Origin of the sequence: Streptomyces sp. NBC_00285 (genome assembly GCF_036174265.1) — a bacterium.
Taxonomy (GTDB): domain Bacteria; phylum Actinomycetota; class Actinomycetes; order Streptomycetales; family Streptomycetaceae; genus Streptomyces.
The window spans coordinates 9,587,253-9,600,838 of sequence record NZ_CP108055.1 but is presented as its reverse complement, the minus strand read 5'-3'; the positions used below and the strand labels follow the sequence as shown (position 1 = coordinate 9,600,838).

17 protein-coding genes are annotated in these 13,586 nt (G+C 70.6%); 9 read left to right on the top strand and 8 right to left on the bottom strand.

Annotated features, from left to right (window positions below; all coding sequences use genetic code 11):
• The first annotated feature begins 114 nt into the window (after positions 1-114).
• From OHT57_RS44005 to OHT57_RS43995, 3 genes are all read left to right on the top strand, one after another.
• Positions 115-1,455: a jacalin-like lectin gene (locus OHT57_RS44005; RefSeq protein ID WP_328752580.1), complete on the top strand. Its 1,341-nt coding sequence runs from the start codon at positions 115-117 to the stop codon at positions 1,453-1,455.
• A gap of 169 nt (positions 1,456-1,624) precedes the next feature.
• On the top strand, positions 1,625-3,001 hold the full coding sequence (locus OHT57_RS44000; RefSeq protein ID WP_328752579.1) for a glycoside hydrolase family 43 protein: 1,377 nt from the start codon (positions 1,625-1,627) through the stop codon (positions 2,999-3,001).
• An 82-nt stretch (positions 3,002-3,083) separates the two neighbouring features.
• A complete protein-coding gene (locus OHT57_RS43995; RefSeq protein ID WP_328752578.1) occupies positions 3,084-3,578 on the top strand; it encodes a lamin tail domain-containing protein in 495 nt (164 codons plus the stop codon).
• Here OHT57_RS43995 and OHT57_RS43990 read toward each other — a convergent pair.
• A complete protein-coding gene (locus tag OHT57_RS43990) occupies positions 3,562-4,569 on the bottom strand; it encodes a hypothetical protein (RefSeq protein WP_328752577.1) in 1,008 nt (335 codons plus the stop codon). The two genes, OHT57_RS43995 and OHT57_RS43990, sit on opposite strands and share 17 nt — an antisense overlap.
• Complete coding sequence (locus OHT57_RS43985) at positions 4,566-4,925, bottom strand: PadR family transcriptional regulator (protein ID WP_328753502.1); 360 nt, start codon at positions 4,923-4,925, stop codon at positions 4,566-4,568. The genes OHT57_RS43990 and OHT57_RS43985 overlap by 4 nt, the downstream gene beginning before the upstream one ends.
• A 375-nt stretch (positions 4,926-5,300) precedes the next feature.
• Between OHT57_RS43985 and OHT57_RS43980 the strand changes: the two genes are divergently transcribed.
• Positions 5,301-6,416, top strand: coding sequence for a hypothetical protein (locus OHT57_RS43980; RefSeq protein ID WP_328752576.1), 1,116 nt, complete (start codon positions 5,301-5,303; stop codon positions 6,414-6,416).
• A gap of 206 nt (positions 6,417-6,622) precedes the next feature.
• Here the strand turns inward: OHT57_RS43980 and OHT57_RS43975 are convergent, their stop codons facing one another.
• The gene (locus OHT57_RS43975; protein ID WP_328752575.1) at positions 6,623-7,618 is read right to left on the bottom strand and encodes a hypothetical protein; all 996 of its coding nucleotides are present in this window, start codon (positions 7,616-7,618) and stop codon (positions 6,623-6,625) included.
• 214 nt (positions 7,619-7,832) lie between these two features.
• On the opposite strand from OHT57_RS43975, the gene OHT57_RS43970 reads away from it, so the two are divergent.
• From OHT57_RS43970 to tgmB, 3 genes are all read left to right on the top strand, one after another.
• Positions 7,833-8,150 carry a YkvA family protein gene (locus OHT57_RS43970; protein ID WP_328752574.1) on the top strand — a complete coding sequence of 106 codons (318 nt, stop codon included), beginning with the start codon at positions 7,833-7,835 and terminating at the stop codon, positions 8,148-8,150.
• Between the two features lie 132 nt (positions 8,151-8,282).
• Positions 8,283-8,474 carry a putative ATP-grasp-modified RiPP gene (gene tgmA, locus OHT57_RS43965; protein WP_020134687.1) on the top strand — a complete coding sequence of 64 codons (192 nt, stop codon included), beginning with the start codon at positions 8,283-8,285 and terminating at the stop codon, positions 8,472-8,474.
• A gap of 17 nt (positions 8,475-8,491) precedes the next feature.
• Positions 8,492-9,466, top strand: coding sequence for an ATP-grasp ribosomal peptide maturase (gene tgmB / locus OHT57_RS43960; RefSeq protein WP_328752573.1), 975 nt, complete (start codon positions 8,492-8,494; stop codon positions 9,464-9,466).
• Between the two features lie 7 nt (positions 9,467-9,473).
• Here the strand turns inward: tgmB and OHT57_RS43955 are convergent, their stop codons facing one another.
• Positions 9,474-9,689, bottom strand: coding sequence for a hypothetical protein (locus OHT57_RS43955; protein ID WP_328752572.1), 216 nt, complete (start codon positions 9,687-9,689; stop codon positions 9,474-9,476).
• 115 nt (positions 9,690-9,804) lie between these two features.
• Positions 9,805-10,260, bottom strand: a complete 456-nt coding sequence (locus OHT57_RS43950) for a hypothetical protein (RefSeq protein ID WP_328752571.1) — start codon at positions 10,258-10,260, stop codon at positions 9,805-9,807.
• Between the two features lie 182 nt (positions 10,261-10,442).
• On the opposite strand from OHT57_RS43950, the gene OHT57_RS43945 reads away from it, so the two are divergent.
• A complete protein-coding gene (locus OHT57_RS43945) occupies positions 10,443-11,414 on the top strand; it encodes a GlxA family transcriptional regulator (RefSeq protein ID WP_328752570.1) in 972 nt (323 codons plus the stop codon).
• A 38-nt stretch (positions 11,415-11,452) separates the two neighbouring features.
• On the opposite strand, the gene OHT57_RS43940 is transcribed toward OHT57_RS43945, so the two are convergent.
• Positions 11,453-11,695, bottom strand: a complete 243-nt coding sequence (locus OHT57_RS43940) for a DUF5133 domain-containing protein (protein WP_328752568.1) — start codon at positions 11,693-11,695, stop codon at positions 11,453-11,455.
• Positions 11,696-11,868: 173 nt separating this feature from the next.
• On the opposite strand from OHT57_RS43940, the gene OHT57_RS43935 reads away from it, so the two are divergent.
• Entirely contained in the window at positions 11,869-12,216 is a 348-nt protein-coding gene (locus OHT57_RS43935) for a hypothetical protein (RefSeq protein ID WP_328752567.1), read from the top strand.
• A gap of 130 nt (positions 12,217-12,346) precedes the next feature.
• On the opposite strand, the gene OHT57_RS43930 is transcribed toward OHT57_RS43935, so the two are convergent.
• Together OHT57_RS43930 and OHT57_RS43925 are read right to left on the bottom strand one after the other, a co-directional pair.
• On the bottom strand, positions 12,347-12,889 hold the full coding sequence (locus OHT57_RS43930; RefSeq protein ID WP_328752566.1) for a hypothetical protein: 543 nt from the start codon (positions 12,887-12,889) through the stop codon (positions 12,347-12,349).
• 28 nt (positions 12,890-12,917) lie between these two features.
• Positions 12,918-13,469 (bottom strand): ATP-binding protein, encoded by a 552-nt coding sequence (locus tag OHT57_RS43925; protein WP_328752564.1) that lies wholly within the window; start codon positions 13,467-13,469, stop codon positions 12,918-12,920.
• Positions 13,470-13,586: the final 117 nt, after the last annotated feature.

The window sequence follows — 13,586 nt, the reverse complement described above, 5'->3', positions numbered from 1 at the left end:
AGGCAAATTGACGATCCAGATACGTGCGAGACGGCGACAACCTGGGATGACCGGCGGTAACTTCTGTCCCGCTCGCACCACTCACCCGCGCCACTCCATCAGGAGACACTCCCCATGCGCAGACTCTTCGCCGCTCTGGCGGCGACCACCGCCGTGCTCGGCGGACTCACCGTGGCGGCCCCGTCCGCCTCGGCGGCCGACTCGGGCAGCTTCAACGTCCTCACCTACAACGTGGCCGGCCTGCCCTCGGCCCTCTCCAGCGCGTCGACCCCGCGCGACACCAGCACCACGGCGATCGGCCAGCGCATAGCGCCGTACGACATCGTCCATGTGGAGGAGGACTTCAACTACCACTCCTACCTCTACGCGGGCGACACGAACCACGCCTACCGCACCCCCACCAGCGGTGGCGCCGGCATCGGCAGCGGTCTCAACACACTGTCCAAAATCCCGTATGACGAGGACGACTTCGAGCGGGTGCACTGGAACTCGTGCCAGATCGACTCGGGTGACTGCCTGACCCCCAAGGGCTTCAGCTTCATGCGCGAGCGCCTGGCCGACGGCGTCTACGTCGACTTCTACAACCTGCACACCAACGCCGGCACCAACGACGGCGACGAGGCCTCACGCGCCGACAACCTCAACCAGCTCACCGCCTTCATCAACAGCCACTCGGCCGGCAACGCTGTCGTGGTCATGGGCGACACCAACACCCGCTACACCCGCAGCGCCGACACCATCGCCGAGTTCGGCGCCGCCAACGGCCTCACGGACGCCTGGGTGAAGCTCATCCGCGGCGGCACCCCGCCCACCAAGGGCAGCGACGCCCTGGTCTGCGACCAGACCGGGGCCACCGTCCCCAACACCTGCGAGGTCGTCGACAAGGTCCTCTACCGCAGCAGCAAACTCGTCTCGCTCAACGCCACGTCGTACAACAACGAGCACGCCAAGTTCCTCACAGACGCCGGCCTCATGCTCTCCGACCACGACCCGGTCACCGTCGGCTTCACCTGGTCGCGCAGCGCCGCCTACCAGCTCAGCGACCAGTACGGCGGCCCGCACGGCGACTACTACAACGACATCACCAGCGTCCCCGCCGGCGCCCGCGCCACCACCATCGGCCTGCGGGCCGGCGCCCGCGTCGACCAGATGAACCTGACCCTGGCGAACGGCACCACGCTCGCCCACGGCGGCACCGGCGGCACCGCGTCCTCCCTGACGCTCGGCAGCAGTGAGTACGTGACGACGGCGAACCTCTGCCAGGCCGACAAGGACGGTCACACGCGGATCTTCTACGCCAAGTTCACCACCAACCTGGGCCGTACGCTGGCCGGCGGCACCACGACTTCGGACTGCGTGACCCGCACCGCCCCGTCCGGCTGGCAGATCGCCGGGTTCCACGGACGCGCCGCCGACGAGGTCGACAAGATCGGCTTCATCTACACCCAGCGCTGACCCACCCGCCCCGGGGCACGTCACCGTGCCCCGGGTGCACAGAAATCACAAAGTACTGGCAGGACGATTGACGCGCTCATGGCCAGGGCCTACTTTCTGATCGATTTACCGAACTCTGTTCGAAATACCGGTCATTGAGGTGCCCCCGCACGTCACCTTGGAGAACAAGATGAGCGCACACCCCCACCTGTCCCGTCGTGGCCTGCTCGGCATGACCGCCGCCGTCCCCCTGGCCCTGACCCTCGGCTCCGGAACGGCCCACGCCGCGGACTCGGCGTACGCGATGGTCTACTTCACCGAGTCGACCAACCTCGGCGACGGCACCGACTACGGCCTGCACCTGGCCGTCAGCCCCGACGGGCTGAACTGGACGCCGCTCAACCAGAACAACCCGCTGGTCACCCCCACCGCCGGCGCCCTGGGCCTGCGCGACCCGTTCCTGATGCGCAAGCAGGACGGCACGTTCGTGGTCCTCGCCACCGACCTCAAGGGCACCGACTGGAGCTACAACAGCCAGTACATCCACGTCTGGGACTCCGCCGACCTGCGCACGTTCACCGGCTACCGGCGCCTCAAGCTGCACGACATGACCACCCACAGCTGGGCACCCGAGGCGTTCTGGGACGCCGGCCGCGGCCAGTACGCGGTCATCTACTCCTCGGTCAACAGCAGCGGCCACAACGTGATCATGGTCAACTACACCAGCGACTTCGTCACCGCCTCCGCCCCACAGGTCTTCTTCGACCCCGGCTACGACGTGATCGACGGCGACATGGCCGTCGGCGTGAGCGGCTACAACTACCTCTACTTCAAGAAGAACCAGACCCTGGTCAGCGCCAGGTCCACCTCCCTGAACCCGGGCAGCTTCACCGAGTACAGCGCGGGCGTGGCGCACGGCGGCACCGAGGCCCCGACCGTGGTCAAGTCCCTGACGTCGGGCACCTGGTGGCTGTGGGGCGACACCTACACACCCAACGGCGTCTTCTACGCCTGGCAGTCGAGCAGCCCCGCCACCGGGACCTGGACCGCCCTGGACCAGAAGACCTACACCCAGCCGGTCAACTCCAAGCACTGCGGCATCACGACGATCACCACGGCCGAGTACAACAACCTGCTCACCAAGTGGGGCGCACCCGCATGGAACAGGCTCAAGTCCTACAACTACCCGGCCCGTTACGTCCGTCACTCCAACTACGTGGGCCGCATCGACGAGTACCCCGTCGAGCCCTACAAGGACTCCCTGTGGACCCTCGTCCCGGGCCTCGCCGACAGCTCCGGCGTCTCCTTCCGGTCGGTCAACTACCCCACGCGCTACCTGCGGCACTACAACTACGCACTCCAACTGGACGTCAACGACGGCACGTCGACGTTCGCCGGTGACGCGACCTTCTACCGCACGGCGGGCCTTGCGGACGCGAGCTGGGCCTCCTTCCGCTCCTACAACAACCCGACCCGCTACATCCGGCACTCCGACTACGTCCTGCGCATCGACCCGATCTCCACGACCACCGAGAAGCAGGACGCCACATTCCGAGTAGGTTACTGATTCAACCGAAAAGCCCCCTTGGTGCTCCGCGTTGTATACGCTCCAGGTCGTCTTCACCAGACCTTCACAGGGGGGCTTTTCCATGCGCAGAGGACACATAGCCGCCGTCGCGGCCGCGGGCGCGCTGACCGTGCTGGCCACGATCCCGGCCCACGCCGCCGAGTACTCGTCGGCGCTGAAGATCAAGGGCGTGCAGTACGACGCCCCGGGCCGGGACTCCAACAGTTGCGCCACCGGCAACACCGACGAGGAGTACCTGACGATCAAGAACTACTCACGGACCGCGACGGTGAACCTCAAGGGGTACGTCGTCAGGGACTCCACCAGCACCAACAAGTTCACGTTCACGAAGAACCACACGCTCCAGCCCGGCGACTACGTCAAGCTGCGCGGCGGCCGCGGCACCGACTCCGACGCGCACAACGTCGTCTACCGCAACAACTGCAACTTCATCTGGAACAACGACAAGGACACGATCCGCCTCTACAAGCCCTCGGGCGCGCATGCCGACACTCACGCGTACACCGCGAGCGCCAACGACCCGGACGGCAACGGGTACATCACCTACCACGGCTGAGCAGGTCGCGACCGCTCACGACGGCCAGCGCGGCGGTCAGCACCACGAGGGCGGCCACCTGGGTGAGGACCCCCACGCGCAGCGTCCCGGGCAGGACGTCGAGCCAGGGGTAGACGGCGGTGATCCGGACCGCCAGGAGGAGCAGGCCGAGCGCCGCGAGGGCGGCGGCGCCGCCTGCGACCGGGACGCGGTCCGCGCTCCGGGCCCGGTACAGCAGCCAGGCGAGGGCCGCCGCGAGGTAGCACGTGACGAGGGCCCAGGCCGTGTCGACCCCGTCGGGCAGCGCCACGATGGACCCGCCCATGAGCACACAGGACGCGGCCAGGACCAACCCGGGGGTTCCCGCGGGCAGGGTCGCCGGCGGCGCGTCCCGGTGGTGGGACGCACACAGGGTGAGCGCCGACGACCAGGCCAGCAGCGCGGCGGCGGCGACGTAGGCGGAGTCCGAGGGAGCGAAGCCGAGGGTCCAGATCTGGATCAGCGGAAAGAGCGTCGGCACAGCCGCGCCCAGTGCGGACACCCGGGCGAGGCGCCGGTGGTCGCGCAGCAGGGCGAAGTAGGCCACCGTCCACAGCAGCGGCAGGACCCATCGGGCGACCGCGACGGCACCGGCGAGCACGCCATGGCCGGTGAAGTCCCCCACGAAGATGTTCCATTGGCTCGCGCCGCCGGTCCTCGCCCATGTCAGTGCCAGAATCCGGTCGACCAGGGCGGAGGCGGCCTGGAGCAGGACCGCGAAGAGCGCGAAGTGGCGGACCGCCGAGCCGAGCACGGCGTACCGGCGGGGTGCGCCGCCCGCGCCGAGCCTGCTGCGCACGGCGAGTGCGGCGATGCTCGCCACCTCGCCGAGGGTGGGACGGCTCTGGTCCTGGACGTCCGGGTCGACGTCCCAGAGGTAGATCTCGACCATCTCCTCCTCACGCTCACGCCGGTAATAGGCCGGGAGCAGTCGCAGGACGGAGCGGTAGCGGGTCTCGAGCAGAGTCGTCATGCCAGACCTCCGGCGAGTCCGCGGCCCGTGGGGGCACTGCCGGGGGCACGCCGCCCCTGGGCGATCCGTTTCTTCGCGGCGCTCGCTCCGGCGGCCAGCCGCTCCGCCTCGGCGTCCAGGGCCGCGGTCCCCGCGTCGGTGAGGCGGTAGTAGCGCCGGAGCCGGCCCTGCTGCACCTCTTCACGGTCCAGCACGATCAGAGCGTCGGCGGTGAGCCGGTCGAGTACCCCGTAGAGCGTGCCGACGCGCATCTGCACGCTTCCCGCGGAGAGCTCCTCGACCTCGCGCAGGATGCCGTAGCCGTGCCGCGGCTGATCGGCGAGGGCGGTCAGGACGAAGAACGCCGCCTGTGTCATGTTCCTGGGTGCCATGAAACAAGAATATATCGGATGCCGATATATTCAGCGAGCCGAAACACGAGGCGGGCCTGCGAGCGCGAACAGGGCCCGCCCCGAAGCGGATGGTGGGCGGGCCCTGTTCGAGAGGCCATTCTGGCGTCCGAGCACCGAACTGGGCACGGGTGAAAGGCGGTTGTCCGGTGCGGAGCATGTGCGCCCCGTGTGCGCTGCCAGGACCGGACCGGCCGCGCGCTCCGACGGCCGGCCGAGTCCCCTCTTCCCCGGGCCGTACGCAGGCATTCTGTCCGGCTGCCGGACCCCGCCTGGTCCGCACGGGCCGGCGGCGACGATACTTGGCCGTGGCAAGCACCGCCCCCTCTCACAGATGGACCCATGTCACGCACTCCCACGGCAGACTCCACGGCACCTTCCACCGTCTGGCTGGCCCGCGGCCGCCATCTCGGATCCGACGCGAGTGACGTCCTGCGCCGAAGTCTGGGGCAGCTCAAGGAGAGTGCCGTCCTCGACGACTTCCAGGAACCCTCCGAGACCGCGGACGCCCCGGAGCGGATCTTCGAGGCCCGCTGGCGGGTCGCCGACGAGGTGACCGTCCGGGCCCGGCTCTCGCTGGCTCCGGTGTCGAGCGGCAGCCAGGAGTGGGTGCTGGCGGCCGAGGCGGAACAGCCGTGGGACCTGCGCTGGCCGTCGCCCGCGACGATGTTCTGGCCCGAGGACGCGGACGTCTTCTGGGACCGTGACGCCGACACGGGGCTGCGACTGCGCGAGCTGAGCGTCCTGCCCGAGGAGGACAAGGACGTACGGCGGCTGCTGCGGCAGGCCGTGCGCGGCAGCTGGGCGGTGCATGTCGTCGTCCACGAGGCCATGACCACCGGCCCGGGCGGCCGCCGTCCGCTGTCGGACATGCTGCCGCCCAGCCTGCGCCACCGGATCGTCGAGCACCGGGCGCAGCCGCATCAGCTGCGGGTCCTGAACTGGGCCGTGAAGGACTTCGGTGTGGAGGTGCCGCGCGGCGGCGCCGTGGTGCTGCCCGGGACGCCGGTGCCGCCCGGCTACGAGGGCCGGGACTTCTCCGTGCGCAGTGTCTTCCTGGACGGTTCGGAGCCCACCGAGCTGATCGCCACCGTGACGCGCTACGCCGCGATGCCGAAGCCGCTGCCCGACGGCGCCGAGGCGGCCGTCACCGCCCTGCGGGAACAGTGGCAGCTGCTCACACCGGCGGAGGAAGTCGAACGGGCGCAGGCGCTGGTGGCGATGTACGCCGAGGCGCTGGACGCCATGACGAAGTCCCGGGATCTGTACCGGGAGGCCGCCGAACGGGCGAACGAGGCCCTGGCCATCTACCGCGAGAACGCGCCGGCGCCGCTGCCCCCGGCGGACCCGCAGGCCACCACACCGTTGCAGCAGCTGTCGCGGACGTTCGGGCGCTGGAAGGGCACCCTGCGGCCCTCTGCCGCCCATGACGACGACTCGGACCAGCAGATCAGCTGAAGCGCGGGAACCTCCCGCGTCGGCCCCGAGAGCGACGCGTCACCGGAGCGGCCGGCGGGCCGCCAGGACTCCTCGTAGGCGGCTCGCAGCCCTTCGGCGAGCCGGGTTCGGCTCATGGCGTCGGCCCAGGCGGGGGCCCGGGGGCCCACGCCTGGGCATGTTCTCAACTCCCGTACCGGACGCCGCAGTACGCGGACACGGCCCGCCTATCGGACCGCCTCAGCCATCCGCCGCTCCGTCAGCACGCTCTCGGGCCGTGCCGGCACCGCCAGGCGCACCACGAGTGCGGTCAGCGCGGCCAGGGACGCGCACACGGCCACCGTGCCTGCGAGCCAGGCCGGGGCGAGCGGAAGCTCCAGGGCCCGGGACAGACCCGCCGAGCGGAAGCGGCCGTCGAGCAGTTGGCCCGCGGCCACGCCTGCCGGTACCAGCACCGCCAGGGCGAGCAGCACGACGACCGGCCGGATCGCCAACAGGAGGGCCAGCAGGGCGCACAGGGCGGACACCCCGACGGCGAAGCCGTACACCCGCAGGGACGCCCCGTCCCGGTGCGCGGGGAAGCAGAGCAGGCCGCACACCAGCAGTGCCAGGGCGGCCAGCCGGCCCGGCCAGGCCGGTACCCTCGCGGTCCGTCGTCGCGCGGGGGGATGGGGCGGTGGGGCCGGGAAGACGTCCAGGCCCGCGATCTCCTGCTCCGGACGGCCTGCGAACTCGTACGACCCGGGCGCCTCGTAGGACGGCTGCTCGGGCCTCTCCACCGCCAGTCGGCCGATGAGCTCGACGAGTTCCTCGACGGGGCGCCCGGTCGCGGCCGCCCGCACCGCCTCCTGACCGCAGTGGGGCTGCAGCTCGGACCGGTTCAGCAGTGCCACCAGCCGGGTGACGTCCTCTATGGGTCGCGTCTCGGCGGCGGCCCGGATCGCCTCGTCGGCGCTGTCCGCGTCTCTCGGCGGCCGGGTCAGCAGGGCAACGAGCCGGGTGACGTCCTCCACGGACCGGTCCACGCCGACCGCGCGCAGAGCGGCGGCCGTGGCCTGGGCGTACTGGGGCGACTGTTCCAGCAGCGTGATCAGGTGAACGACGTCCTCCAGGGGACGGTCGGACACGGCGGCGCGCACCAGGTCGCCGACGGGATCGCCGTACGACCGGTCCATCGGTATGGCGGGTTCGTTCGGGTGAGCTGCTGACGGGCCGGTGGTCATGCTGTGCTCCAGACAATGAGTGCGGTCGCCTCCGTGCGCCCCCCGCGTGCGACCACGAAACTGAGGTGAACCAATTCGTAAGCGGGTACGCGGCGAGGTGCCACTCGGATGAGCCACGGGTGTGAGTGGCGGACCTCGGCGAGCCTTAGGGGGGCCGGATGCGGGAATCCGTGAGACAGCGCGCCGTACGGCGCCCCGAGGAGGAGGTCGGCCCGTGGATTCGACCACAGCACTGATCGTCGTCGCCGCGGTGCTCGCGGCGCTGGCACTGGCGGTGGCCGTAGGACTGCTGGTACGGCTCGTCCGAACCCGGCGCGGTCTGCGGCGGGCCGGGCTTCCCACCGGGCCCCGCTGGGTCTTCTGGGGCGCCCTGTTGTACTTCGTACTGCCTACCGATCTGGTGCCGGACCCGGTGTATCTCGATGACATCGGTGTCCTGCTGCTCGCGTTGCGGACCCTGCGCGTCTCTCCCGACGACCGGGCCGCGCTGCGGCTCGCCGAGCGGGACCCGGAGCCACCGCGCCGCCCGTGATTACGCAGTGTGAGGAAACCAATCACTCGTTCGATTCGTATAAGTCTCTGGAAGCCGAAGGAACTCGGCTGACCTGACGGCGTCCTGGGGTGACGTCCGTCGGCGAGAGGCAGTACCGGCGAGGGAGAGACGATGCAACCGTTCGCGCTCAACTACGCACGTCCGGCAGCGGCGTTGGAGGCGACCACTCCGTACGTCTACGACTCCGGACGGCAGTTGAACGTGCTCATGGACGGCCGGGTCGCGGCCCGCGACCATGCCTTGATGAGGGAACTGGGGACCACCACGTCCACGGCGGGCTCCAAGACTCACTTCGACGACTGAACACAGGTCGACGACTGATGACCGTGTTGATTCTGACCTGCGAAGAGGACGTGACGGCCGACATGGTCGTCGTGCACCTCGACGCCATGGGGGTTCCGGTGGTCCGGCTCGATCCGGCGGATCTCACCGAGGGGGTCGCGCTGTCCGGCGAATACGTCCACGGCGCCTTCCGCGGCCACCTCTCGGCCGGCGGGCGACTGGTGGGCATCTCCGGGCTGCGTTCGATCTGGGTCCGCCGGCCTGGCACACCCGCGGTGCGGGCGGCGCAGCCCTCCGACTGGCTGACCGAGGAGTCCGCCCAGGCGCTGTACGGCATGCTCCGCGGCAGTGACGCCCGGTGGATGAACCATCCCGACGCGGCCGGGCGGGCTCGTCACAAGCCGTGGCAGCTGCGGCTCGCCCAGCGCTGCGGCCTGCCCGTTCCGGCGACGATCGTGACAACGTTTCCGCAGGCCGCGCGCGAGTTCGCCGAGCGCTACCCCGATCTGGTGGTCAAGCCGGTCTCCGGCGCGCATCCGCAGGATCCGCCGCGGGCGGTGCCGACCAGCCGGGTCGAACCGGACACCGACTTCGCGGCCGTCGCGTTCGGCCCCACCCTGCTGCAGCGGCGGGTCGCCAAACGGGCCGACATACGCCTGACCGTCGTCGGCGAGACGATGCTGGCCGCGCGGAAGGTCACCGGTGCCGACGACGAGGTGGACGTCCGCTTCGCCGCGTCCGACGCGTCCTGGCACCCCACCGACGTTGCGCCACGGGTCGCCGCGGCCGTCCTCGACTACCTCAAGAGGGCCGAACTGGCCTACGGCGCCTTCGACTTCGCGGAGGACGGGGACGGGACCTGGTGGTTCCTGGAGTGCAACCAGTCGGGACAGTTCGGCTTCGTCGAGGTGGAGACGGGCCAGCCGATCGCGCGCAGCATCGCCGAATGGCTGGCCCTGCCGGGCCCGGAGCAGCGCGCTTCCGCCAACGGAGCGAACACCACGGTGTCCTGAAGAGGGGTCAGTACGGCCGGGGGCCGGGGGGAAGTGCGGCGGGCACCCATCCCTGGCCGGGCGAGGCGGGGCGTTCGGGGGCGGGCGGGGGCATGAGGGGCTGAAACGGCCGCATGACGTACTCCAGTTCCCTGCGTACGCGCTCGGCCTCCCTGCGGGCTACAGCGGGGACGTCGCCGCGCTCGGCGACGAGTCGGTCGTAAATGGGGGAATCCTGGAACACCCGTCAACGCGCCTTTCGTTTTCTCGGCCCACGCGCATGGGCACGGCTGACGAGTCTAGGCGCCCCCACGCACCGACGTGCGATTTCCGGTGCCGGCCTTGACGGGCCGCGGGCGTCACGCCCCCGTGGTGGACCCCGGCCGCACGATCATCAGGACGGTCACGGTCGCCCACAGAAGATTGAAGACGCCGGTGAACATGGCCAGTTGAACCGTGCTGCGGTGCTCGACGCCTCCCTGCCCGGCCAGTTCCTCCAGGAGCTCGCCCTGCCGGGGCAGGACAAAGGCGGCGAGAACTCCGGCGGCCGCGGCGGTCAGGGCGATGGAGGCGGTGAGCCAGCCGTCACCCAGGACGCCCATCGCGCCCGCGGTGGCGAGACCGAGGACGGGGACCGCGATGCCGACGCCGGAGTAGATCCGGCAGACGCGGTGCAGCAGCCGTACCGTGCCGACCTCTGCCTCCTCCGTGTGGGCCCGGCGGACCGCCGGCGGGAACATGCTGGCCGCCACGGTCACCGGCCCCACGGCGACGATGGCCACGAGGACGTGCAGGGTCAGCAGGAACTTGGTCATGGGGTGGCGTGTCCTTCTCGGGTGCGGTCGGCAGTGCCCGCCCACCCTAGGAAAGCTCCCCGGTGATCACACAGAGGCTGAAACGACAGGTTCCAACGGATTCTCGCCAACAGGCCAGACAGCCACTTTTACGTTCTTCCCGTGGTCAGGTCCATGGCGGGAACCCGCTTATCGTGTCCCTCATGCACTCCGTGGCGATCCTGGTCCTCGATGACGTGGTGCCGTTCGACATGGCGGCCCCCATGCAGGTGTTCGACTGGACGCATCTGCCCGACGGCCGCCCCGCCTACCGGGTCCGGCTGTGCGCCGAGTCGCCCGAGGTGCGGGCGGACGGGGGGTTCACCCTGCAGGTCGAACACGGCCTGGAGGCCCTCGCCGAGGCGGACACGGTCATCGTGCCGGGCTGCTCCCCCGCGGCCGGCCCGCCTTCCCCGCGCGTCCTGACGGCCCTGCGAGAGGCCGCCGCGGCGGGGACCCGCATCGCGTCCGTGTGCGCGGGTGCCTTCGTGCTGGCCGAGGCGGGGCTGCTGGACGGGCTGCGTGCCACCACCCACTGGGTGGCCGCCGAGCAACTCGCGCGGCGCTTCCCCGCCGTCGAGGTCCAGCCGGACGTGCTGTACGTCGACAACGGTCAGATCCTGACCTCCGCAGGTGCGGCCGCCGCCCTCGACCTGTGCCTGCACATGATCCGCCGGGACCTGGGGTCGTCGGTCGCCGCGCACACCGCCCGGATGTCGGTCATGCCGCTCGAACGTGAGGGCGGGCAGGCCCAGTTCATCGTGCACGACCATCCGCCCGTACCCCGCGGTTCGGCACTGGAGCCGCTCCTGGAGTGGATCGAGGACCGTCTCGCTCAGGAGATCACCCTCGCTGCGATGGCGGCCCGCTCCGGGATGAGCGAACGCACCTTCAGCCGCCGCTTCCGCGAGCAGACGGGCAGCACACCCCTGCAGTGGTTGCTGCGGGCCCGGGTGCGGCGCGCCCAGTACCTGCTGGAGAACACCGGACACCCGGTCGAACGGATCGCGCGGCAGGCGGGGTTCGGCTCCCCCACGGCGTTCCGGGAGCGCTTTCGCCGGGTGGTCGGCACCACACCGCAGGCGTACCGCGCGGCCTTCCACGCGAAGGACGCCGTCCCCACGGCGCATTCCTGACCTGTCTGCCGGGGACGGCGTCCTGTTCCTGTCGCGTGTCACACGGCCAGTGGCAGGCCGGTCTCACCGTCCGGGTCCGTACGCCCGGCGGCCGACAGCAGGGCATCCGCCCTGGCAACCGCTTCGGCGACATCGGTGGTGTGCATCATCACGCACAGTGTGTAGCTGACGTCGTCCAGCTCACGAGCCGTCGTCGGCCTCATCCTCTCCGCCTGCGCGATCCTCAGCGACGCGTAGCGGGTCAGCAGCGTTCTGACAGTCTTCGGGTCCGGAACGAGCACGAAAGCCCCTCTCTCGATTTTTCGCTGCGTATGCCCCGTCTGCCCAGGCCCAATCCCATCCGCCGCCACCCGGCACGCAATTGGCGCAATACCGTGCGACCCGACCCGCTTCCACAAGGGGCCGCAAACCGTTGGACAAGGGGCATCCCTCGCACCCTGAACGGTATACGCCCATGAACCGCTCCGCAGGTCTCCTCAGTGCCCTCTACCTCGCCACCAGCACCGGACTCGCCTGGACCGGGGTCCTCGCCCTGCACCACGGCCCGCCGTGGGCCGCGTGTCTGTTCGCCGCGGCGAGCCTGGTCCCGGTGATCGCCGTCGTGCGCGAGTGCGTGATCTGCGACCAGCGGCGCGCTCTGGCCGATATGTGGAGGCGGGTGGCCGGGCCGGGTGCGGGGGGCGCCGACGACATCGTCCGCGCCGAGCTCGACACCGCGTGCTGCGAACGCTGGTGGACGAGCTGCGGCACCGACCATGACTCGACGTGCCCCCGGCGGGTGCCAAGGAGCAGTGCGGCGTGACGGCTCACCGGCGGCCCGGGTCCCGGACGGTCCGTCCGGGGTGCGGCGCGGCGCGGGAGTTCCTCGACCGAGCAGTCGCGCCACCCCACGGGTCGTCGTCCGTGCGGCGACCGGGCGTACCGATGGCTTTCTACTCGTCCAGCGTGCGGGCCAGCTCCGTGGTCGCGTGGGCGATCTCCGTGTCGTCATCTGCCATCAGCCGCCGGAGCGCGCCGCTCTTGGCCCGGACCGCCCGACGGGCCTGACGCTCCCACACCACGGGGTTCTCACGGTGGTTGAGCAGCTTGGGGTAGACGGCCGCCGTGCTCTCCCACTGGCGGGCGCACGCGATGCTTCTGAGCAGCTGGATGATCTCCGCCCGGCACGTCACCTGGGGCAGTTGGGCGAGCTCCCACAGGAAGGGGACAGTGGCGGCGGTGGCCTGCTCCACGACGAAGCCGTACTGGCAGATGCGCTTGCGGAGGTCACCGAGTGCGGCGCTGGCGGTGTCGGGGTCGCCCCAGGCCACGCTGTTGAGAAGGAGGGGGATGGCCGCCGCGGAGCCGGTGGAGTCCTGGATCTCGCCCCAGGGGACCTGGCTCAGCGCCACCAGGGGCGTGGTCCGCGACAGCCCCGTCGTGGGCCCGGGGCAGGTCGTGCGCTCGTTGCTCGGCTGGTCCGGAGCGATGCGCATGGCGTGAGGCCTTTCCGCGGCAGTCATGTCAGGGAGGAGGGGAGGTCGACAGCTTGGCCCAGACGGACTTGCCGGCCGGGGGCCGCGAGGTCCAGCCCCACTCCTCCGCCAGGGCGTCGACGATGTACAGGCCACGGCCGTGCTCGCGCAGATCACAGACATCGGCGGGCGTGTACGCGGGCAGTTCGTCACCGGGGTCCGAGACGGTGACCAGGAGATGTGCCTGATCCAGGGCCAGCCCCAGCCACACCTCCGCCGCGCCGCCCGCCGCGGGCCGGAGCACCGCGTGGGCCACGGCGTTGGCCGCCAGCTCGGTGATCACGAGGGTGGCGTCGTCGCTGCGGTGGCCGAGGGACCAGCAGCTCAGGGTTTCGCGGGTGAAGGCGCGGGCCCGGGCGAAGCCCTCCCCGCTGCAGCTGACGAGCAGCGCGGCGGAGACGAGGGGACCGCCCGACGGTGGTCGCTGTCTCCCGACGGCGGCACTCGGAGGGCGCACCGTCTCGCCGAGGGTGTCCGCACCGCCCGCCGTCGGCACAGCTTGGCCCGGCGGCCGGAGCACGTGATTCACAGGTGATGACACGGCATCTCCCTGATGCGACGTCAAGGCGGGGGCGCAACCGCGGGGGTTGACGCCGGAGCTATTATCCACGCTGAAGGCGCCCGCGTGCAATTGCACGAGAAATTGCGCGAACGGCGG